The organism is Flavobacterium antarcticum DSM 19726 (genome assembly GCF_000419685.1).
Lineage (GTDB): Bacteria > Bacteroidota > Bacteroidia > Flavobacteriales > Flavobacteriaceae > Flavobacterium > Flavobacterium antarcticum.
Genome location: NZ_ATTM01000009.1, coordinates 1 through 22,254, shown reverse-complemented (window position 1 = coordinate 22,254; position 22,254 = coordinate 1). Strand labels below are relative to the sequence as shown.

Genomic DNA, 22,254 nt, shown 5'->3' with positions numbered 1-22,254 from the left:
ATAAAACTCATACGTCATGGCTCACAAAAAAGGTGTCGGTAGTTCCAAGAATGGTAGAGAATCAGAATCAAAACGTTTAGGTGTTAAGATTTATGGTGGACAAGCTGCAATCGCTGGAAATATCATTGTAAGACAAAGAGGTTCAAAACATAATCCAGGTGAAAACGTTTACATCAGTAAAGATCATACTTTACATGCAAGAGTTGATGGATTAGTGAAGTTCCAAAAGAAAAGAGATAATAAATCATACGTTTCTATCCTTCCATTCGAAGCATAATCGTTGATTTCATATCATAACAAAACCCCAATCTGCAAGGATTGGGGTTTTTTGTTTGTCCAAAAGTTCATTTTTTTGAAGAAAATGCTGTTTAACACATGAACGTAAAACACAAATATTTTCTCATAAAAAAACCCTCACATTGCTGTAAGGGTTCCTAATCTGAAATTGTAAATCAAGAATTTACAATTATTTAGTATCTGTAATATTCTGGTTTGAAAGGTCCTTCAACAGGAACTCCAATGTAAGCTGCTTGATCGTCGCGTAAAGTTTCTAATTCAACACCTAATTTTGCAAGGTGCAACATAGCTACTTTTTCATCTAAATGTTTTGGCAACATATAAACGTCGTTGTCGTAATTAGCACTGTTTTTCCACAATTCAATTTGCGCTAAAGTTTGGTTTGTAAATGAATTACTCATTACAAAACTTGGGTGACCTGTAGCACAACCCAGATTTACCAAACGACCTTCAGCTAATAAAATGATGTCATTTCCGTTGATCGTATATTTGTCTACTTGTGGTTTGATCTCCACTTTTGAACTGCCGTGGTTTTTATTCAACCAAGCCATGTCAATTTCGTTATCAAAGTGTCCGATATTGCAAACAACCGTTTTATCTTTCATTTGCTCGAAGTGAGAACCAAGAACGATGTCTTTATTTCCTGTCGTTGTGATGATAATATCAGCATTTCCAACTACAGTATTTAATTTCTTAACTTCATAACCGTCCATTGCTGCTTGTAAAGCACAAATTGGGTCAATTTCAGTAACCGTCACAATAGAACCTGCACCTCTAAATGAAGCAGCAGTTCCTTTTCCTACGTCACCGTATCCACAAACAATTACTCTTTTTCCAGCCAACATCAAATCAGTTGCACGACGAACTGCATCAACAGCTGATTCTTTACATCCGTATTTATTGTCAAATTTAGATTTTGTAACTGAATCATTTACGTTGATTGCCGGCATTGGTAATGTTCCCGCTTTTACTCTTTCGTAAAGCCTGTGAACTCCTGTTGTAGTTTCTTCAGATAGTCCTTTAATTCCAGCAACTAAATGTGGATAACGGTCAATAACCATATTTGTCAAATCTCCACCATCGTCAAGAATCATATTTAATGGTTGTCTGTCTTCACCAAAGAATAAAGTTTGCTCAATACACCAGTCAAAATCTTCATCGTTCAAACCTTTCCAGGCATACACTTGAATTCCAGCAGCAGCGATTGCAGCAGCAGCTTGATCTTGTGTAGAAAAAATATTACAAGAACTCCAAGTTACGTCAGCACCAAGAGCAATTAATGTTTCAATTAAAACCGCAGTTTGTATAGTCATGTGCAAACATCCTGCAATACGAGCGCCTTTTAAAGGTTGTTCGTTTTTATATTCTGAACGAAGCGCCATTAAACCTGGCATTTCAGCTTCAGCTAATTCAATTTCTTTTCTTCCCCATGCTGCAAGAGAGATGTCTTTTACTTTGAAAGCCACAAAAGGCATTGTTGTAGTACTCATTTATCTTTTTTTATATTATCTAATTTCGGTGCAAATTTACGCAATAACTTTAAAAATATGCCACAATATGCTGGATTTATGAATTGTTTAGTATTATAAGTTTAACAATTTGAAGTATTTAGGTCAAAAACAGGTCTACTTATTTTATAATTAGTTGCTTAAAAAAGTAGGAATAGAGTCAACTGATTAATATTTCTTTTATTTGAAAAATGTTTGCGAACTTTGTCCTAAAATTTATTTTATGAGAAAGATCGAACATATAGGGATTGCAGTGAAGGATTTAGAAGTTTCCAATGCGCTTTTTGAAAAATTATTTGGAGCACCACCGTACAAATTTGAAGAAGTAGCAAGTGAAGGTGTTAAAACTTCTTTTTTTATGAATGGACCTAATAAAATTGAACTTTTAGAAGCGACTAATTCTGAAAGTCCTATTGCAAAATTTTTAGAAAAAAAGGGTGAAGGCATTCACCATATCGCATTTGACGTCGAAGATATTACGTCAGAAATTGCTCGATTGCAAGAAGAAGGATTTACAGTATTAAACCCAATACCGAAAAAAGGTGCTGATAATAAGTTAGTTGCTTTTCTGCATCCCAAAGGAACAAATGGCGTTTTAATTGAGTTGTGCCAAGAGAATAAATAGTGTTTAGAATTCTAGTAATTTAATAGAAAAACGATGCTATTTTTGCCGAAAAATAGTTGCAACAAACCTAAAATAACCGTAATATTGCAACCTCAACTTTGGTCCTATAGCTCATTCGGTTAGAGCAACTGACTCATAATCAGTAGGTGCTTGGTTCGATTCCAAGTGGGACCACTCTTAAAACCTTAACTATCAATTGTATAGTTAAGGTTTTTTTATTTTGTGAAAACAGGCTATTTCGGTAATATAAGCGTTTATTGTGAAGCAAAATTTGTTTTAAAAACACTGATTTTATTAAGTTAGTTCTCCTACTTGGCATCTTTTTCTGTTAATATTTTTAAATAGCAATTATTAACCGCTATATTTGAAGCTGTTAAAATTTAAACTTCTTCAACTATGAACATGAAAACAATACTAGCTAGTGCATTTTTAGCTTCTCTATTATTTATCTCTTGCAAAAAAGAATTACAACCACAGGAAAGCACTGAAACGCCGGTCACTGAAGTAGCTTCTCCAGAAGGAACAAGTATGGAACAGCAATTTGATGTTCAAACTGGGAATACACAAACGGTTCAAACGCCGGCTCCCGCTCAAAATCAAGCTACTCCAGTTCAGGTTGCCGCTGGAATGAATCCAGCACATGGACAGCCTAATCACCGTTGCGACATCGCTGTTGGTGCTCCATTGAATTCGCCAAAAGGAACGATGCCTACTCCGGCTCCAATGCAACAAGCTGCTCCACAAGGTCAGGCTTCTGTGTCTCCTGTAGATATGTCGTCAGGAACGGTCGCTACTAAACCCGGAATGAATCCGCCACACGGTCAAGCAGGTCATTTATGTGAAATTGCCGTTGGTGCACCATTACCAAAATAATAAGTAAATTCGTATAGACTCAAACCTTCAGAAATGAAGGTTTTTTTTGTGCTTGTCTGTACAGTTTTTTTCTAAAATTGACATAAAAAAAACCTTGTGAAAAACACAAGGTTTAAAAAGTGGAGAAGATGGGGCTCGAACCCACGACCTCTTGACTGCCAGTCATTTCAATAAATCTTTCAAATCTTTTCATTGTGATTCATCGGTTTGATAATCAATATCATAAAGAATTTAGGGATTGTATTTACTTTCATAACTTTGCATTCTTCTTGTAAAATGTTGTCGTAATGTTGTAGGAAGGTTTTAAAATATTAAACTTGTTATGTAAGACTGTAACTGTTGCAACAACTGTAACAAAATAAGAGTGATTAATTTTTGCTTTCCTTCATTGGCTTGATTCCTTCACTTCAATTAAGGTTTTCAATATCCCAACCAAGAAGACCATGATAATGTTTTGACTTATTCTTTTTGTCTTTCCTTCCATAAAGTTGAACAAGAACTTTTACTTTTTGCCCTACTTCAATTTTATCTAATAATTGTACCTTATCTTCATAGAAACTAATTTGGAAAGTGCTCAAATTACAATCCTGTGGGTCAATCACTATGGATTGTGTTCTTCTATTAGTACTATTTTGTTGAATAACTTCAACATCATTTATATGTTGAACTATGCCAGTAAGTTGAATTTTTTTTGAGCGTTCTATTACATCAAGAAATTTGGCAGTATATTCCCATTCTGAAATTTCTAGAGGAACATTTTTCAGTGGTCCAAAAATGAATGTCACTGTAAAATCATAACCGGAAATTCTTCTAGTATCTTGAAATGATTTTCTTAATCGAGATTGCTTTCCATCAGTTTCTAAATAGTGCTCTTGAAGCCATAAGCTTAACTTTGTAACATCATTTTTAATAGCTTCGTAAATCTCAATTTGTTCTTTAAAGAAAGGTTCATCTTTTGAGCACTCAACTACTTCCTGAACTATTTCGTAGCCCAAAACAAATATGGATTCATCTTTAAAACTTTCCGAAAGTAATGGAATTGAACCATTTTCTTTCAGGCTGTTGTAAATTGCTTTTTGATGACGATACTCTGCATCGTATTTAGATAGCCAAGTTTCGAGTATTTCGACGTTATGAAATCCTGTGTCTGATAATGCTTCGAACTCATCTGCTATTTTTTGAATTTGCATAGGGATTTACTTTGAATGGTTTTTTCTCTCTTTCGAAGTCAAATTTAGAATTTAAATTTAAATAACGCTATTTATACTATCTGCCTCCATATCGTTTTTTAAATTCCTCCACAAAAAGCATCGTTTTACTTAAGCTAATAAATAAACAGATAACTACAGAAATGCTATCCGTTTTAAATGTGGAGTAATTATGAGGGATTATCTAATCAATCCCTCATCTGCAAAACTAAAGAAACCATACTTCGTAATTATGATGTGGTCTAGTAGGGCAATGTCTAAATAACCTCCTGCTTTTCTTAATTTTTCTGTCATGACTTTATCTGATTCACTTGGATTAAGATTTCCACTTGGATGATTGTGGCATATGATGATGCTACTTGCATTGCATTTTAATGCGACACTAAAAACCAACTTTACATCGACAACTGTTCCTGCAGTTCCTCCTCTAGAGATTGGGTAAATGCCTAGCACTTTATTATTGCGATTTAATAAAAGTATTTTGAATTCCTCTTGTAGTTCTAAAGTGTTTTTATTCCAATTAGAGATTAAAATATCGTAGCTGTCTTTGCTCTTTGTGACTTTTAGTTTCTCTTCTTTACTTGTTGAATATGAGACACTTATTTCTGCTATTTCCATGCTGTTTTGTTTTAAAATGGTTGACTATCTCAATTCTTTCTTATAACTTTGCGTCAGAGAGGTTTTCTGAAACCCTCTAGAGAACACTCCCTCCCACTTGAGTGACACTCCTTGTTTTTGGGAAACCGAATACGGTTTTCTTTTTGGGCACTTTTTCATTTAGATTTTCAAAAATGAAAGGACTCATTCCCACAGTCAAAGTTCTGCATTAGCACTATCTCAAATAGTCTAGCACCTTCAAGATAAAAATTATGTTTGAGTGGTATAAATAGCCACGACTATTGGGAGACGTGCCTCATTCGACACTATTTTAAACCATGAAGGTCTTCGTAATCTACTTTAAAATAATAAATGAGTTAGGCATCAGATAAAAGCAAAGTCTAATCTATAGTAGACTAGACTTTGTTTTTTACATTGCGTATTCTAAAGCTCCATTACTTGAGAAGACTTGGGCATTAGCTTCAAAATCTTTGTCCTCTTGAGATTTAACTTCTTCTTCAGTTACATAAACCCATCTGTGGTGTAAAGTAATTTGCTCTCCTGTTTCTTTCACTACATAAGTAAATGGCTCGCATCTGTCCTTCATAATGCTTCCTGGAATTTTAGTTCCAATTAAAGCAGAACACGTCATTTCATCAAATGTTGATGATAGGTGTGCTTTCTTTGCTGTTGCATAAAACTGTCCTGTAGCTTTACTCATAATCATTTCAAGACCACCTTGTACTTCCAAAACGAAGAAACTAGTTCCGTCCTCCTTTTGTCTTTCTTTGTAATTAATAATAGTTACCATTGTTTTGAGTTTTTGAGTTGTAAAATAACCACATAAAAAACACATTCTCTGTCCGAAAGTAAACTACAGCTATCAACTTGAGTTTATTATTTCGCTCCGGAAAATTTCTTCGCTATAAATTGTGGTGGGGATGTTCCCATCCTCGAAAATGAGTGGGGTGCATGACATAGGTACTTCAAGCTCTCACAGTATTTCGTAAAAAAAATTTACCAAAATTTTTTTTATCAAAATTTCTGTCTATTTTTAGAACTTACTAGATAGGTTATTGTATCTCTATGAGTTACGACATGCAATCCTTACAAGTCGAAATCGATTATAACCTCATGATGCTCCTTTAAAGATGAAAACAGAACTGATATTTGACACAATTGATAAGGAAATTGATAAGCGTGGTGTCCATCATCTGACGCTCTCGGAAGCTGTCGAATTACTTTATTTAGAAAAAGTTTTTAACGAATCTTACAAGCAAGATGAAACGCAATTTAGAAGCCAACTTAAGGAAGGCAAAATTGCTCATGCTTATAAGGAAAATGGAAGGTGGAAAATTCCTAAATCACGCTTTAGAGAGGGACAATTAAAGAATAGTAACTTAGGAATGATAATTAAAGAAAAGTTGCCTTACATAATAATAGCAACTTTCCTAGTTCTATTTTTCGTCTATCTCAAGGTAACAGATTATCATAACCCTTATAAAAAAATTGAAAACAGCGATATTGAAAAAATTGATGAACCAGTATTTATAGGAGATATTATTGAAGATACAGTTCAAAATGGGATAGTAAAAAACTTGTTCAGGAGTACTTCTAAAATAGAGTCTGAAGGACAATTATTAAATGGTAAAAAAGAGGGTTTATGGAAGTTTTATTATGAAAATGGTGTTCTTGAATCAAAGTCGTTTTATAAAAATAATATGAAAAGTGGAATTACTGAAAAGTATTCTGCCGAGGGAGAAATTACAGAAAAAGGCACTTATATTAACGATGTTCTAAATGGTAAATTAGTGAAGTATATAGGTGGCATAAAAGACAAAATCTTTGAGTATAAAAATGGTAAGAAGAATGGGAAATACATAGGATATGATTACCGTTATGATAAACCATATATTCATGAAGTGGGTAGTTATAAGAACGATTTAATGGATGGTGAATGGCAAATTTACGACTACTTCTATAATCCGAACACTAATAAATACGGAAATAAGCTAATACTAACTAATATAGAGACCTATAAAGAGGACAAAATGGAGGGAAGGAATATTATATTCCATGCTGAAGAAGGGTTCTTATTAATTGAGACAGCTTATGAAAATAATTTGGAACATGGTATTCGAAAAAGTTACTGTCCTAAAGGAGTTGACAAAAAGAAATTGTATATCGTTCAAGAATTTGCTTACGGGAACGAGGTCAATAGAGAACCATATAAATGCAAATGTGAATTTCCATTATATTTCAAAAATTCTGAATAAGCAGTTAACCAATTGCGTTCTCATTAATCCTCTCAATAATACTAATGACTTTGTGAGCATCTCCATCTTCAAATATCCCAATTAGTCCTTGGTCATTCATGTCTGTAAAAGGGGATTCAAATAACATGTTAGGTTCTATTGTACCATTCTTGGTCAGGTAGGAGATGATGTTTTGGATGAAAGTCATTTGGTCTGCTCTTAAGCTCCCTGCTTGGAGAAAATCTGCGAATGCTTCTTGAGCAACTTTGACATCAAGTCCAATAATACTTCTGATAAATACTCCTAAAGGTTCTTGTCCAAACTCCTTTTCAAAGTCTTCTCTAGTACCTCTTTCATCTCCATCAAATAGAATGTCTTCCAACAACTTTAATTCTTGTACCGTTATCGGCTCATTTGTTTGCAGTTTTGAGATTGTAAGTTGGGTTTTATTATCTCTGATAAAGCTTTCTACTCTTCGTCTATAAGAGTGTCCATAATTTGACTTGATAACAGGCTCATTAAATGTGATAGTAATGTCAGAATCTACGAGATTAGTGTAGATGACAGCTCTCTTACTACTTTCAAGGTATTGGATAAGTTCTCGTAATTCTTCTCTTACACTATCTAGTTTTTTCTGTGAGATTCCTTTATAGAAATCTTGCTTCTTGATATTCTCAATCAATGACTTTGCTCTTAAAACAGCAGGAATAGTATACTTCTGACTTAATCCTTCGGCAATATCTATTAGGTTTTCTTCGTATTTCTTCTGTGTGCCTGACATCATCAGTGTAGCTATTTGAAGCTTCAACATCATCAGGTCAAATCTTCTAGCCATTTCATTCACAGTTTCTGGGATAGGCAATTCAGAAAGGTTTTCTTCAATAATATGCACGTCATTACTGTCAAGATTACTCCATCTTGCTCTGTCATTAAACTCATCTACATACTTCAAATTCATTGCAACTTGAAATCTCTTTCTGTCTAATTGCTGAATGGTTTTGTGTAGAATGTCTTTTAATGAGTTAGACAATTCAATATCTTCATCAGTAGCATCTTCTAATAACAGTCTGCTCAAGTGTAGTCTTGATTCAAATATCTGTTGTGTAATGGGTTTACCTAGTAAAGTTTCTTTACCTTTTTTCTGCACTTCAAAAAAGTCGAAGTTTCCGCAAACATCAAATATCAAAAACTCTTCTTTAGGTTGGTCTGGTCCAAATACATCAGGACACAATCTAGTCCCTCTACCAATCATCTGCCAAAACTTGGAATAAGAACGCACTACTTTAAAGAACACTAAATTAAGAACTCTTACAGCATCTATTCCTGTATCCATCATGTCAACAGATACAACAATTTGAGGATTATTCTCTTTGTACTTGTCACAGAAAGCATCAATTAAACTTTGAGCATGTGATACTTCATTATGTACCATAGCTATAAAACCTGAAGGTTTATGTGGGTATCTCTCTGTAAAGCATTCTACTATAAATTTTGCGTGATTCTGATTGACAGCAAAAATGATGGTTCTACCTAGTTTATCTCCACCTTCAATCTTCAAACCATTTTCCATTAAAGCGTCTAGCACTTTGAAAGCTGTGTCTTTATTGAAAAGCCACTTGTTCATTGCATTAGCTCTTATTTCTTCAGGGAATAATCCTGTTGTTTTGTCTTCAAAAGTTTCTTCGTACTTTTCCTTTTCCTTGTCTGTCAAGTCTTTGTACTTAATTCCTTCTCTCAAAAAATTAGTTGAAATATCAATGTTCTTGTAAGGATTCAGATATAGTGGAACTGCTTGATGAAGTTCATATAGGAATGTAGGGTCTTCATTACTGCAACCAAAAAGCTCAAAAGTGTTGTGGTCTATTCCATCTTTAGGAGTTGCTGTCAGTCCTACAATACTTGCATCGAAGTAATCAAAGATGGCTTTGTATCTGTTGTAGATTGACCTGTGTGCTTCATCTACAATGATTAAGTCAAAGTGACCTACGCCATAAAATCTTTCATCAGAAGTCCTAATGTTATCAATCTTGTTCATCATACTTGGATATGTACTGAACACTAATCTTGTGGTATCATTCTCTTTCTCTGCTGTTAAATCTATTGAAGATAAATCAGGCAAATGCTCATTGAAATTGTTTTTAGCTTGTCTTACCAATGCATTTCTATCAGCAAGAAACAAAACTCTCTTTACCCAATTATTTTTGAAGAGTACATCTACTAATGCAGCAGCTACTCGGGTTTTTCCACTACCTGTAGCCATTACTAATAATGCTCTTCTCTTATTACCACAGATACCATTTGCTCCATCTGCTACAAATGTTTCTGCAACTCTATTAATGGCTTCAAACTGATAGGGTCTGTTTACTATTTCAGTATTAATAGTTGCTTTACGAATGTCTTTTATAGTTGTTCTTTTCTGAATCAACCACTGTAATTCTTCTTTGGTGTAAAAGCCATAAACTCTTCGAGGTGAACTGTAAAACTTATCATCCCACAGTTTAGTTTCATATCCATTGGTGTAGAATATTACAGGTCTTTGCCCATGCATTTTCTCCAAGCAATTAGCATATAAAGTTGCTTGATGTTTTCCAATTTCAATATCTTTTGTAGTCCTTTTAGCTTCTATAAGAGCTAGAGGTTTTCCATTGTCATCCCAAAGTACATAGTCAACAAAGCCATTTCCTTTTGGATTATCTGCTGTTACTGGCATTCCTGCAACTGGGTACTCTAACTCTCTGCCTACATTTAGCTTGTTCCAACCTGCTTCTCGCAAATCAACATCAATTAAATGCTGTCTGGTTTGTGCTTCTGTAAATTCTGAAGATAAAGGCTTTAGTCTTTCTTGCTTTTGCTTCTTTAGTTTTACAACAGCTTGTTCAGATTCACTTTTATATTTTTGTAATGCAAGGTCACTCTGTTCTGATATAGCAATAATTGCCTCTTTTTCTTTTTGAAGGTTGGCAATTTCTATCAGCAAGAGTGCGTGTGCATTTTCCTGTTCTTGTTGTAATTCCTTTAACTGTCTTTGTTTCTCGCCGAGTTTTGGGATAAGAGTTTCATTAAAAGAACCCGGCAAATCAGGAATAATTTTACTGTAGTTTAATGCAAACCATTTTACAAAGTCATAAGTGTATCTGATGCTAATTAAGGCATCTTTACTAGCTATCCTGTTGCCATAATGAACCGCATTGTTACCATTTTTTCTTACAATGTGTAAGCCTTCGAGAAGTTGGTATTTAATTATACTTTTAATTTCTTCATTGTCCATTAATTGAATCAGCTCGGTATTAAAAGGTTTTTCAAGATGCTCCATATCATAGATAAGGTGCATACTTTCCTCTAATACTAACCTGCAATAACTTGCTGTAGAAACAGGTTCTGTAAAAACCCTTTCTTCTGCTTTTTTCAATTTACTGTAAAGTGATTGCCACTCGGATTGAAGGAATTTAAAGTTGCTCATAAGTAATACTTAATTATTCATTTTCTTCATCATTACTTCTTTGACAATCATCACACAAATCATCATATTTATCTTTTTTACTTCCACATTCTGGACAAGTAAACTTTTTTTTACAATAGTAGCAATACTCCTCATATTCATCTTTATCATCCCCACATTCTGGACAAGTTACAGCTTCTAGGTCATCTTCAGAATCGCTTCTTGCTCTGTACTCATCAGTGTAAGAAGTTTCACTTCCTGTAATATGTATAGAATACTCATAACCTTTGTCACTAATAAAAGAGCAACTTCCATTGCTGTCCAACTCTTGTGGTGAAAAATGACTGTCATCTAACCAACCCCCATTTGGCCAATAAATTACTGTTACTTCATTGTTTTCTACTTCAACATTTAAAGTGTAGGTACTATTTGTTCCTGTATCTGGATTATAGTAATCCACATCTGCGGAATAGGTACCATCTGAATAAGCTTCGCTATTTGTAGAATAGGTTTCGTTAGTATAAGATGCACCTCCTTCTTGATAGAAACTATTATTTGACTCTTTAGTATCATAAGATGAACTTGTCTCTTTACAAGCTAAAAAGCTAAAAATTAGTAGAATAAATATAACTTTTGTTTTCATTGGTCTTTTTTATTTTATGTTTAGACTTATTGCATCTTCAAATTTGACATAGCAATCTTCATGGGTTTCCCATTTATAAGGATAAATACCGTGAAAAGATTCATCTGTTTTTATAATTGAATTCCAATAATTTTGAGTTTCAGAAGCACTTGGGTCTAAAAAAAATAATTTTGAAACACCATCACTGTTCTCTTCATATCCTACTGCTAAAAGCCAATGGGCTAAATTTTTTCCTCTAATTCCCACAATCACAGGAGAATTATTCTTTAATGAAGCAATTGTAAAGTCGATAACTTTTCTACCACCTGCTGAATTTGTTTCCGTTGTTACATCTTTTTTGAAACTTTGACTCAACATTTTTTCTAAATCTTCTACGAAAGTTCCATTTTGAATAAAGATATCATGTTCCCGAAGTGCTTTAATTAATTTACCAAGTTTGGTTGTGCCTTTTGATAACCAAAGGTTAGTTGCTTGATTATAATTGACAATCCCCAAGATAATCAACCCCATAAAAACACAATACGGACCACAAGCACCATCCATACTGCCTTGACGAAGAAATACAATTTCTTCGTTAGCGGTAAGAGTACCATCACTTATTTCTAGTTGATTTATTGTTTTAATTATCTTCATCTCTATACTTTTACAATAACTCACCTTTAAATGCCTTTTGTAAAATACTATTAAACAACTCTTCTGATTTTTCTAAACTCATTTGTGCTATGGCTTTTTGCTGTTCTATCAATTGTACTCTTTCTGAAAAAACTATTTGCTCTTCCATAGATGGCAGAGGTAGTAGAAATTTTTTAATCATATTCAAATGTAAATCAGGCACACCAATACCTTTTATTGCTTTATCAGCTTGCCTTTTTATTACAGGATTTGCCATAACTTCCAATAAGAAGTAAGGGTTTATTATTTCTTTAATAGGTTTTAATAGCGCAACACTTACATACAAGCTAAATTCATTTTCTACATCTACAATAGCTGGTCTTCCATAAGTAGCACCAACTTTTGTGTAAAGGATATCTAGATATTCAGGATTACATCTTTTAAAGTATTTTTGATGTGCTTCTTTCGAAATAAATTTACATTTTTCAAATTTTAAAACACCTGTCGTAATATCTTTTACAGAAATAAAAGGAACTCCCTCATCAGTATATTCTGGTTTAGCATGAACTCCATCAGTAATTTTTGAACAAATTTTACCTAACTCTACAATTTTACATCCTTTAGGATTACTAATAGGGTCTCCAAACATATCCAAGAAAAGCGCTTGTGTAAGTTCATCATACTTTGCTAAAAGTGCTTTGTCTTTTTGTCTTAATGCATCTGCTGCATCAAGTATGTTGGCTATTTTTTGTTGTTGTGGTAATGGTGGTAGTGGAATTTCTAGTTCCTTTACAATTCCTAAAGATATATTTGCTAAAGCTGCCCCAACCGCTCTATCTAATAATTTTTCCTTAATTGTAGTAAACCAATACCTTAAATACTTGATATCAAGTACTTTTTCATCAAGAATATTAATCCCAAGAATTGCCTGATTTGTTGACAACTCTATTTTGGTTATAGCAGTTTTTCCAACAGAACCATACATTGCAAGTAATAAAGTACCTACTTTAAAAAATCTGTTATTAATTGATTTTAAAGCTTCAACTGAAATGTGTTCTGCTGTATAAGAAATGAAACCATCATCTGTTTTCTCTAAATCTCTAATTTTAGCCCAAGGAATATCTCCCTCATAAAAATCAAGGTTTGCTCTTGAAGGAGTTCCTCCACTCTGCATTTTGCAAAGCTTGTTTAATTTAACAAACTCCATTATTTAAGTAACTTTTCTAAGATTAGTAAAGCATTATCTCTTTCTGAATTCAACTCTTTAATTTCTGCAATAATAGTTGTTGGAGCAAGATAACTTACCTCTTCATAAACTACCTCTTTGTATCTGTTTATGGACAAATCCCAATCATTAGCAACAATATCAGCTACTGGAACAAGAAAACTTTTGTCAGTTCTCAACCTAGCAGTTTCATTTTCTAAATTATGGTATCGTTCTAAAATATCAGGAATATCATTGTTCTTGTTTTCAGCTCTTTTATCATCTAGAGTATAGCCATCAGCTTGCATGTCATAAAACCAAACATCATCTGTACCACCTGTTCCTGTTTTTGTAAAAAATAAAACTGCTGTACTTACTCCTGCATAAGGTTTAAAGACACCACTTGGCATAGAAATTACTGCATCTAATTTATGGTTTTCTATAATTTCTTTTCTAATTTGCTTGTGTGCATTTGAGCTTCCAAATAATACGCCATCAGGTACAATAACTGAACATCTTCCACCTGTTTTTAGCATTCGTAGCATTAGGCCTAAAAAGAGTAATTCTGTTTTTTTGGTATTTACAACTTTCAGGATAGAGCTTTCAACACTATCAAAATCTAAACTTCCTTTAAAAGGTGGATTTGCAAGTATCAAAGAAAACTGTTCTCTGATGTCTCCGTTTCCTTCACTTAAAGCATCTTTACCTATAAGAGTTGGATTTTCTATTCCATGAAGTTGTAAATTCATAGCTCCAATACGGAGCATGGTATTGTCAAATTCTACACCTGTAAACATTTCGCTGTTGTAATGCTCTCTAAATGTTTTGTCATGGAACCATTCCGGATGTTTCTCGTGGATATATTCTCCTGCTGAAACTAGGAAACCCGCTGTTCCTGCTGATGGGTCACAAATGGTATCTTCCTTTTTAGGTTGTACCATATCCACCATCATTTTGATAATATGTCTTGGAGTTCTAAATTGTCCATTGGTTCCTGCTGTAGCTATTTTTGATAGTAGGTATTCGTAAACATCTCCTTTAGTATCTCTATCATCCATCTTGATTTTGTCAATCATCTGAACTACTTGGTCAAGGAGTCGAGGAGTAGGAATCATAAAAGTAGCTCCTTTCATGTATTGTGCAAAAACACCTACTTTATCACCCACTTGTTTCATGTGTTCAAACACAGATAGTTCATCTACAGTGAGTTTCGTAAACAAGTCAAACATGGCTTGTGGTTCTTTATTCTTAAAGGAACTCCAACGCAGTTCTGACTGTGCTTCGGTAAAGATGACATTAGAAATAGGCTTTTTAATCATCGTTGCTTTCTTCTCTTCAAGCAACTGGGTCTCGTCTAATCTGCGTATAAATAGTAAGTAGGTAAACTGCTCAATTACAGTCAATGGATTGGAAACTCCACCTGTCCAAAAGGATTCCCATATTTTATCTACTTGTGCTTTTAATTCTCCTGTTATCATTTTATAGTATAAAGTTTTTTCAATTTAGCGTACTTGGGTTAAAAGTAGTGATTTTTTTAAGAAATGTTAAAAAAAAAAAATTGTGGGTGTGAGGGATTGTGTTACATTTAGGGGATTTGATTTATAGATTAACTTTTTGAGATATGGCAGAAAAAGTAATTAGAAATAACCAGAGCTTGGCACCTTTCTTTGGTGAACGATTAAGTTTTATAAGAGGTCTAGACCCACTCGGATTACAAAACACTTCCGATGCTACGTTTTCCATGTTGCTTCCAGGTTTAAACAATGTGACAGGACGCATACGCTACTACAGCTTTTACTGTTGGCTTTTAGATGAGTACAGCAAAAAAAATGGCAGTACCAATCCTGAAGAACAAAAGGTTTTTATTCGTAGAGCAGAGTATATGATTGCTTTGATTTCGCAATTTATTCCGGGAGATGCCTCAAATATTCCGGGGAGTAATTACGCTAATAAAGAATTACAATCTAATTCCACTAAAATTTACGACCTTCAGGAAGGAACTTTCAAGTCAGATGGAAGTACCGCTGAAACCTACTGGAATTATTCTTTTGGTGCTTTTGGACAGTACTATATAGGTTCAATGAGAGATATAGGCATCATAAGTAACAGAGAGAATCAAGCAGGACTATATGTTCGAACAAATTCGCAAGATGAAAATTTCGTCAGTGGAGAAATGCTTGCTAAAGCTTTTAATGAAAACATATCCTCAACTACAAAAGAAACATTTTTAAAAAGTATAAAAAGCGGGGAGATAACCGAAGAAGAACTGAAATCTTTACTTCCTGATTTTGATTTAACTTTGATTGTTGCTAATACTAAAGAGCAATCATTGCTACTTGAACTTCTATTTCAAAAGGATTTTCCTTTACGTATAGAAGAAGAACCAAGTACCTTTAGAAAAGAAACTTTAAAACATTTGTTAGGGTATTTAAAAAACCAATATGAGAACTTTAGTGACCGAGCCTTTGTTTACTATGCCTATAATAAAAGAGGCAAGTTAAATGAGGTTCAAGATACAACTCTGATGGGCTGGTATTATTACCAATTCAATGAATATTGGCATTTCGCTAATACCTCTATATTTAATGGGACACTTTCACATTTAGAAAACACCGTGGGTCCAAATTGGCAACCTTTAAAAAGTTTTGTTGAAGATATTACTCAACAAGTACTTGATGTATTTATTGGTGAAGGTTGGATAGATACTGAACAAGAGTCGGTAACAAGTCTAATTGGCAAGCTAGATGACACCGAGTATAGTTTATTAGAAGAAGCATCTAAAAGTAGTGGTATTCAAAAGATAGCACATGGCTTCATGTTGTTCTTTACTCAATATAAAAACAATAATGATGAACTGATTTCTTTGAGAGAATATTCAGAAGCTAATAATTTGGGAAAGGATGGCGAGCCTTCAACCTATTTCCTAACACAGTTTAATGTAAAAAAGGAACAATCACTAAAGCAATACCTTTTTGAGTATCTATATCAGAACATAATTTACAGACACCAGTACGTAGCATTTCGTAAGATTCGTGGCGGAACATTATCTACCCAAAAATTTATAATAGAGGAACATCATATTAGATATTTAGGAAATTTTGATGCAGGCTTCACAGGTCCTCGATTAGGAAACTTGATTAAATACATGCAAGATTTAGGAATAATAAGTCCAAACTATAGCTTGTCAGATACAGGACTGTCACTTTTAAAAGGTTTTGGTAATGATTGATAGAAGAAACATTATAGAATTGATTGGCAAAAACAGAGGTAAATATCACTCTTGCTTACTTACTTGCTATTCTTTTGATTTTTCATTTTTTGAGGAACGTATTTTACCAGAATTAAGAACCGCCAATATCAAGAATGTAAATGTTCTCGCTGATGGACATTTCCTAGAATTAGCACAAGAGAACACAACGGGAAAAGAATTCAAGCACAACAAAACCTATAACTTTCTACCCATATACGAGAGTGGAGTTTTTCATCCTAAAATCATGTTGCTTACTGGAGTAAAACACGGTTTATTGATAATAGGCTCTGGAAATATTACATCTTCAGGATTAAGTACTAATGACGAAATTTGGGGAGCTTTTCATTTGGATAGCATAGAGAATGAGAATGCTCCATTATTTGCCCAAGTGTGGCTTTATCTACAGCACTATACGCAACAGGCAACAGGATTTATCAATCAACAAATTGAGTGGCTAGTTAAGTACTCACCTTGGCTAAATGAACTGCCTCAAATTGGTTCAGAAATTTCATTTAAGAGCATTGAACAAAGTATTCATTTTATTAGCAATAGAAGTCAATTTTCAATATTTGAAGAGTTAGTTTCCATTGTACCTAAAAAAGAATTGATGGAGCTTACTGTAATCTCTCCGTACTATGACAAAAAAGGAGCAGTACTGAAGCAACTTTTTGAGCATTATCATCCAAGCATTTTCAATTGTATAGTAGACGTTAATTCAGGACTTCTGCCTACTGATTTAGATATTGCTATTGAAAACAGAATATCATTCTATGACTGGAGTGCTTGTAAAGAGGACTATGTAAAAGACTACAATCGTCTACATGCTAAAGTTATACATTTTAAATTTGAAGGTGGAAGCGAATATATATTTTTAGGAAGTGCAAATGCTACTGCTGCTGCTATGGGCAGCATTGGCTCTAAAGGTAAAAATGCAGAAGCAGGAATATTAATAAAAAGAAATAGTGCTCCTATAACTTCTTGGATACAAGAGCTAAACATTAAAATACCAAAAACAAAAATTCAACTTGCCAATTTCAGTAAAACTAGAGGAATCAATGTAGATGCTATCCCTAGAGCAATTTTTAGACAACGAATAATATATAGTGAGTTAAGAGGTAGTGAGATTACAATTTACCTAAAAACTGCCGAAGACCTTAATTTAAATATATCTCTAATGAGTAGGGACGGGATTCTGCTGGAGGTTTTAGAAGGTACGTCTAAAGACAAAATATTAAATTTAAAATGTAAGCAACCTGATGAAATTTTTAAAATTTTTGTAACAGATTTATCTGCGATTAGAATTTCTAATTTTTCCATTGTTCATCGAGTAGAGTATTTAATGAGATGCAACCCTGACCCAAATCAAGAAAAACTAGATGCATTATTTGAAGAGGAATATCCAGATGGTGAGGGTGTAACCACACTTTTACAATATTTAGATTACAACTGGGCTGATGAAGACGCAGACAAAAGTATAAAGTCAGTGTCACATTCAGGATTCAGTAGCCCTAAAAGATTAGAGGTTGCAAAGTCAGATAAAATTTTCGAGAAGTTAACGGCAGATGAGTTTAACAAAATCAGTAATGAAATGTTTCTCAAGCAATCAGGAGAATTGTCTAGTCCTAACTTAAAAATTGTAGAGTTTCTACGTTTAATCTCGTCAGGAAGTCACAGTAAAAATGATGAGCCTTCTGAAAGCCAAGAACAATCCTTGCTTGAGGACAAAAATCAAAGCGGGGAAGGCGGAGAAGTTCAAAGAAAAATCATTAAGAAAAGTGATGCAAAAAAAGAGCAGATACAAATAAGCAAATACTTCAGTAAACTTGAAACTTTATATATTTCGAAATTAGAAAACTTTATAGAATCTAAAGCTCTGACTTTAAGTCCTAGTGAGCCGATTACGATAAGGGTATTCTCAAATGTCCTAATTGCTTTTGAATTAATTCAAATATTTGAAGGTAAAAAATTTATCTATCAAAATAACCCAATGGATGAATCTTCAACGAAAGAAGAGCTTTACTTACCACACGGTTCCGTTTTTTCAGAATCTAATTCTATTAAAAAGTTTTTAGTTAATGTGTTTGGAAAGTTTCTATTGCTGTCAACTGCAGGGATGAAGAAATACGACTATGCTGTTATAAATGAAAATTTTAATCAAAAGAGGAGGTTATTGCTCATTAAGGCTTTAGCAGTTATTCTTAAAGTCAGTTGGAAAAAAGAGGAAGATAGCTACAGAGATACTTTAATTTTAAACTGTCTTTATTTTATAAATCCCGATAAGATAAATGATGACTTATTCTGGAATGAACTTGTCGAAAAGATGGTTCTGGAAAAAGTGTCAAAAGAGGGCATTTACTTCTTTACTAATAATTTCATGTATAGCTATAAAAATTGGTTTAGTCATTGGGAAGAAATAGCATTAAGAAAAGCGAACCTTGTCCGTAACACTGATGAACTAGAAGTCGGAAATGTTATTTTTAGCAGTAAAATTGGCTTTACTAGAATTTCTAAAAAACAAGATAAAAACTGCCACTTGCTTACTTTGATTCGTGAAGGTTTTCCTTTAAATAAATCATCTTATATTTTAGAAGAGATTGAAGTTGGGCAAAAAAGCATTCAGTATTTCGAAAGAACTTATTCCGAAGACAACATAAATACTGTAGTTTAATCAAAACCTTGCCAATTTTGACTATTTTTAACACTTCGGAATTTTAACTTTAGATTAAATTTTTTCCTATGTCAAAAAAATTTACGCCAAATGAAAATCAAAAAAAAGTAATTGCCCATTTTGAGGGGCATGCTAGAGTTTTAGCAATAGCTGGCTCTGGGAAAACTACTACCATGGTTCACAGGATAAAAAATTTAATCGAAACTCATAAAGTGAACCCTAAAAAAATTAGAGTTCTGATGTTTAATGCTGCTGCATCAAAAGACTTTAAATCCAAATGTAATAAAGCTAATTTGATAGGAGTTGACTATATATCTACTTTTCATGCATTTTCATATAAATTTATTCAATCTGCAATTACTGATGGAGATATACCCGCTTCAGTGTTTTGGACAGGTGAAAATGATTTCGAGATTGATAAATTACTGAATTCGATAATTAAAGATTTTGAGAGAAAAGAAATTATTGAGAAAGGGAAAGTTGAACTTGAAGACGTAAGTACAGCAATATCCTTGTGGAAAGGATCTTTGATTTCAGTCGAAAATGCTGGACATCACTACTCTCCAGAAAGTATATTGGTGTATAAGGAATTTGAAAAAGGCAGGAAAGAGAAGAATGCGTTGACATATGATGACTTTATACCCATCACCGTTAAACTCCTCTCTGAAAATCAGAAATATATACAAAAGTGGCTTGGCAAGATAGAACACTTAATTGTAGATGAGTATCAAGATATTAATTATGGACAGCAAAGACTAATTGAGTTATTGGCTGGAAATACTGCTAATATCATGGTTGTCGGTGATGATGACCAAACAATTTATGAATGGAGAGGCGCAAGACCTGAATATATATTAAATGAATTTCAGACAAAATTTACTAGCAAACCTCACACGATATTTAAATTAGACGAAACTTTTAGATTCGGACCAATTCTAGCACAATGTGCACAAAACACGATTATTCACAACACTAATAGAAAGGAAAAAAATGTTCTTGCTAATAAACTTACTTCAGGGACCGACATAGAGGTTTTCCATTCTAGTCAAAACAAAATCTTTAATGTTAATGACGAGCTTTGTAAAACAGTAATAAAACTGGTTAAAGAAGAGAAAGTTATTCCTAAAGATATTAGAGTAATTGCCAGACTTTACTCTCAATTGTCAGGTCTAGAAACTTCGTTTTTACGAAGAAAGATACCATACAAGATTGAAGGAAGTAGTCCATTTTATTCTAAGAGAGAAATCACAATATTAATTGATTATCTTTTTGTAATAGAAAAATTAGAGTCAAAAATTGACAGCAGTACTATTTCAGCTTTTCTAAATGTATTAAATACTCCTAATAGAAAATTAAGTAAAGTGCAATTCGAATTTCAATTAAAGAATAATAAAAATAAAAATCTGGTAGAATTTTTAGATGAACAAGCTAATAAATTGGGAGCAAATTCAGAAACGATTAGTGAGTTAATTACACTTTTGATAGATGGTAGTTGCTATCTAACAGAAATGAGACAAAAAAAAGAAGTGAAAACAGATCAGTTAGTAAGATGGGTATATCTGAATTCCAAATTAGAAAATCACTATTTAAATTATTATGGTCCAGGCGAAAAAGCCGTAAACAAAGCAAGTAATATCGAAGGTTTTATAATGTTTACCGCTGACCTTACTTTTTTACCAACTGAATTGAAGAAATACATAAAAAGCTTGGACTCAACTAGAGGGGAGAAGAATGAAGATAATATAATAAAAATGTCTACAGTACATAGAACGAAAGGATTAGAATTTGATTATGTTTTTATTCCAGACTGTTTCGAGGGCAATATGCCATATATTTCTAATAGCGACATTTCAATATTTGATACTTCAAATCCTGAAGGTACACCGACCTTATCTGCAGCTTTAGAAAATGAAAGAAGATTATTCTATGTCGCTATGACAAGGGCTATGAAAAAAGTTTACATAGGCACAAGTAACGACCAGCAAATTATTTCATCAAGATTTTTGGAAGAAATAATTTTAACTAAAACGAGAAAAGTTTTACAACCTTTGATTAATAACACTATAGATACTACTGCTTGGTTAGAAAGTGTAAAAAGTATAGCTGGTAAAAAAAACATAATTAATAATGTTAAACGGTATCTGAACATTTTAGGTAAGGACGAGTTACGAATGCAAGTTGATGTTCTAGAATTAAATACACCAGAAGACGAATTTGCTTATAGAAGGGCGTATCCAAACAAGAAAATGGTAATTACTGAAGCGAAGCTAGAAGATTCAACATGGGGTGACGTGAGCGTCATATAAGAGTAAAAAAATGAGGCTGTCAAAAAACAGCCTCATAACTCAACCCAAAAACCAATGATAGTCTCCACTACCAATCAGTGCTTTTCTAATGCCATCTGTAAAGTCGAAGGCATTTACATTCCTAGACAAATAGGAATCAATGTAACTACTCTTATTGGCTTGAGTTAGTAAATTATAAACATCCCATAAGTTGATTTGTCCTTGCTCATTTCGGCAAAAACTTTCATCCTCATAGTAATCTTTAGCAATTGTGCTGATGTGATTGTCGTTAAACTGCATCAATGGTACTCTTGCTTTTTCTTCTTTAGGTAAATGGTGGTATAATCGCATCTTACCTAGAATTTGAGCAAACTGCTGTTCAGAAATGCTATGGTTAGCAAGTTCTTTCAAAGATGTAAGTTGATTTTCAGCATTGTACTCCCTAAGGACTGAAGTAATCTTTTCTTGAAGTTCATACTGTGAACCAACTCTCAAGTCATCCACGTAGCCATCACTCCAAACGCACAAGTTCATACACTGGATATACTAATTTAGCTGGGAGTTTAAGTTAAGAGAAAAAAACTTAATTTTAACTTATGACAACAGATAGAAAAAAATATGATGCAGCATTTAAGATAAAAGCTGTAGAATTAAGTAATGAACGTTCTAACATTACTGAATTAGCTAGAGAATTAGGTATCCGAGTTAGTATGCTTTATAAATGGCGCAAGGATTACGATAAGTTTGGTGCTGTTAGTTTTCCTGGTAATGGAATTATAAAACAGACAGC

The 22,254-nt window shown here is 33.4% G+C and carries 18 protein-coding genes and 1 tRNA gene; 9 read left to right on the top strand and 10 right to left on the bottom strand.

The annotated features are described in order from the left end of the window. The first annotated feature begins 16 nt into the window (after positions 1-16). Entirely contained in the window at positions 17-277 is a 261-nt protein-coding gene (gene rpmA, locus YWA_RS0114060) for a 50S ribosomal protein L27 (protein ID WP_022829158.1), read from the top strand. A 193-nt stretch (positions 278-470) separates the two neighbouring features. On the opposite strand, the gene ahcY is transcribed toward rpmA, so the two are convergent. Continuing rightward, positions 471-1,787 (bottom strand): adenosylhomocysteinase, encoded by a 1,317-nt coding sequence (ahcY, locus tag YWA_RS0114055; RefSeq protein ID WP_022829157.1) that lies wholly within the window; start codon positions 1,785-1,787, stop codon positions 471-473. Positions 1,788-2,028: 241 nt separating this feature from the next. On the opposite strand from ahcY, the gene mce reads away from it, so the two are divergent. From mce to YWA_RS15480, 3 genes are all read left to right on the top strand, one after another. After that, complete coding sequence (gene mce, locus YWA_RS0114050) at positions 2,029-2,430, top strand: methylmalonyl-CoA epimerase (protein WP_022829156.1); 402 nt, start codon at positions 2,029-2,031, stop codon at positions 2,428-2,430. Positions 2,431-2,530: 100 nt separating this feature from the next. Beyond that, positions 2,531-2,604: transfer RNA gene (locus YWA_RS0114045), tRNA-Ile, on the top strand. 228 nt (positions 2,605-2,832) lie between these two features. Then, positions 2,833-3,303, top strand: a complete 471-nt coding sequence (locus YWA_RS15480) for a hypothetical protein (protein WP_245557722.1) — start codon at positions 2,833-2,835, stop codon at positions 3,301-3,303. Between the two features lie 407 nt (positions 3,304-3,710). Here the strand turns inward: YWA_RS15480 and YWA_RS15175 are convergent, their stop codons facing one another. The 3 genes from YWA_RS15175 to YWA_RS0114020 form a co-directional block, all read right to left on the bottom strand. Further along, a complete protein-coding gene (locus YWA_RS15175; protein ID WP_022829154.1) occupies positions 3,711-4,493 on the bottom strand; it encodes a DUF3127 domain-containing protein in 783 nt (260 codons plus the stop codon). Positions 4,494-4,691: 198 nt separating this feature from the next. Beyond that, positions 4,692-5,129 carry a JAB domain-containing protein gene (locus YWA_RS0114030; protein ID WP_022829153.1) on the bottom strand — a complete coding sequence of 146 codons (438 nt, stop codon included), beginning with the start codon at positions 5,127-5,129 and terminating at the stop codon, positions 4,692-4,694. Positions 5,130-5,538: 409 nt separating this feature from the next. Next, complete coding sequence (locus YWA_RS0114020; protein WP_022829151.1) at positions 5,539-5,919, bottom strand: hypothetical protein; 381 nt, start codon at positions 5,917-5,919, stop codon at positions 5,539-5,541. 340 nt (positions 5,920-6,259) lie between these two features. Here YWA_RS0114020 and YWA_RS0114015 point away from each other — a divergent pair, with 340 nt between their 5' ends. After that, complete coding sequence (locus tag YWA_RS0114015) at positions 6,260-7,384, top strand: toxin-antitoxin system YwqK family antitoxin (RefSeq protein ID WP_022829150.1); 1,125 nt, start codon at positions 6,260-6,262, stop codon at positions 7,382-7,384. 4 nt (positions 7,385-7,388) lie between these two features. Here YWA_RS0114015 and YWA_RS0114010 read toward each other — a convergent pair whose 3' ends face one another. From YWA_RS0114010 to YWA_RS0113990, 5 genes are all read right to left on the bottom strand, one after another. Further along, positions 7,389-10,772, bottom strand: a complete 3,384-nt coding sequence (locus YWA_RS0114010) for a DEAD/DEAH box helicase family protein (protein WP_211214225.1) — start codon at positions 10,770-10,772, stop codon at positions 7,389-7,391. Between the two features lie 64 nt (positions 10,773-10,836). Then, positions 10,837-11,445: a hypothetical protein gene (locus YWA_RS0114005; RefSeq protein WP_022829148.1), complete on the bottom strand. Its 609-nt coding sequence runs from the start codon at positions 11,443-11,445 to the stop codon at positions 10,837-10,839. Between the two features lie 9 nt (positions 11,446-11,454). Continuing rightward, the gene (locus YWA_RS0114000; protein ID WP_022829147.1) at positions 11,455-12,078 is read right to left on the bottom strand and encodes a hypothetical protein; all 624 of its coding nucleotides are present in this window, start codon (positions 12,076-12,078) and stop codon (positions 11,455-11,457) included. Between the two features lie 10 nt (positions 12,079-12,088). Beyond that, a complete protein-coding gene (locus YWA_RS15170) occupies positions 12,089-13,264 on the bottom strand; it encodes a restriction endonuclease subunit S (RefSeq protein ID WP_022829146.1) in 1,176 nt (391 codons plus the stop codon). Further along, complete coding sequence (locus YWA_RS0113990) at positions 13,264-14,739, bottom strand: type I restriction-modification system subunit M (RefSeq protein WP_022829145.1); 1,476 nt, start codon at positions 14,737-14,739, stop codon at positions 13,264-13,266. The genes YWA_RS15170 and YWA_RS0113990 overlap by 1 nt, the downstream gene beginning before the upstream one ends. Positions 14,740-14,882: 143 nt before the next feature. Here YWA_RS0113990 and YWA_RS0113985 point away from each other — a divergent pair, with 143 nt between their 5' ends. From YWA_RS0113985 to YWA_RS0113975, 3 genes are all read left to right on the top strand, one after another. Then, entirely contained in the window at positions 14,883-16,490 is a 1,608-nt protein-coding gene (locus tag YWA_RS0113985; protein WP_022829144.1) for a hypothetical protein, read from the top strand. Further along, positions 16,483-19,179, top strand: a complete 2,697-nt coding sequence (locus YWA_RS0113980; protein ID WP_022829143.1) for a phospholipase D-like domain-containing protein — start codon at positions 16,483-16,485, stop codon at positions 19,177-19,179. Before YWA_RS0113985 ends, YWA_RS0113980 begins: the two co-directional genes overlap by 8 nt. Positions 19,180-19,247: 68 nt before the next feature. Beyond that, positions 19,248-21,485, top strand: a complete 2,238-nt coding sequence (locus YWA_RS0113975) for an ATP-dependent helicase (RefSeq protein WP_022829142.1) — start codon at positions 19,248-19,250, stop codon at positions 21,483-21,485. Positions 21,486-21,524: 39 nt separating this feature from the next. Here YWA_RS0113975 and YWA_RS15165 read toward each other — a convergent pair whose 3' ends face one another. Beyond that, complete coding sequence (locus tag YWA_RS15165; RefSeq protein ID WP_022829141.1) at positions 21,525-21,998, bottom strand: DUF3871 family protein; 474 nt, start codon at positions 21,996-21,998, stop codon at positions 21,525-21,527. A gap of 62 nt (positions 21,999-22,060) precedes the next feature. Here YWA_RS15165 and YWA_RS0113965 point away from each other — a divergent pair. Continuing rightward, positions 22,061-22,254, top strand: a 194-nt coding sequence (locus YWA_RS0113965) for a transposase (RefSeq protein WP_022829140.1), incomplete at its 3' end; no start/stop codon positions are given.

Coding starts and splice junctions, on each gene's coding strand:
- rpmA (WP_022829158.1), top strand. CDS start 17: ATGGCTCACAAAAAAGGTGTCGGTAGTTCCAAGAATGGTAGAGAATCA.
- ahcY (WP_022829157.1), bottom strand. CDS start 1,787: ATGAGTACTACAACAATGCCTTTTGTGGCTTTCAAAGTAAAAGACATC.
- mce (WP_022829156.1), top strand. CDS start 2,029: ATGAGAAAGATCGAACATATAGGGATTGCAGTGAAGGATTTAGAAGTT.
- YWA_RS15480 (WP_245557722.1), top strand. CDS start 2,833: ATGAAAACAATACTAGCTAGTGCATTTTTAGCTTCTCTATTATTTATC.
- YWA_RS15175 (WP_022829154.1), bottom strand. CDS start 4,493: ATGCAAATTCAAAAAATAGCAGATGAGTTCGAAGCATTATCAGACACA.
- YWA_RS0114030 (WP_022829153.1), bottom strand. CDS start 5,129: ATGGAAATAGCAGAAATAAGTGTCTCATATTCAACAAGTAAAGAAGAG.
- YWA_RS0114020 (WP_022829151.1), bottom strand. CDS start 5,919: ATGGTAACTATTATTAATTACAAAGAAAGACAAAAGGAGGACGGAACT.
- YWA_RS0114015 (WP_022829150.1), top strand. CDS start 6,260: ATGAAAACAGAACTGATATTTGACACAATTGATAAGGAAATTGATAAG.
- YWA_RS0114005 (WP_022829148.1), bottom strand. CDS start 11,445: ATGAAAACAAAAGTTATATTTATTCTACTAATTTTTAGCTTTTTAGCT.
- YWA_RS0114000 (WP_022829147.1), bottom strand. CDS start 12,078: ATGAAGATAATTAAAACAATAAATCAACTAGAAATAAGTGATGGTACT.
- YWA_RS15170 (WP_022829146.1), bottom strand. CDS start 13,264: ATGGAGTTTGTTAAATTAAACAAGCTTTGCAAAATGCAGAGTGGAGGA.
- YWA_RS0113990 (WP_022829145.1), bottom strand. CDS start 14,739: ATGATAACAGGAGAATTAAAAGCACAAGTAGATAAAATATGGGAATCC.
- YWA_RS0113985 (WP_022829144.1), top strand. CDS start 14,883: ATGGCAGAAAAAGTAATTAGAAATAACCAGAGCTTGGCACCTTTCTTT.
- YWA_RS0113980 (WP_022829143.1), top strand. CDS start 16,483: ATGATTGATAGAAGAAACATTATAGAATTGATTGGCAAAAACAGAGGT.
- YWA_RS0113975 (WP_022829142.1), top strand. CDS start 19,248: ATGTCAAAAAAATTTACGCCAAATGAAAATCAAAAAAAAGTAATTGCC.
- YWA_RS15165 (WP_022829141.1), bottom strand. CDS start 21,998: ATGAACTTGTGCGTTTGGAGTGATGGCTACGTGGATGACTTGAGAGTT.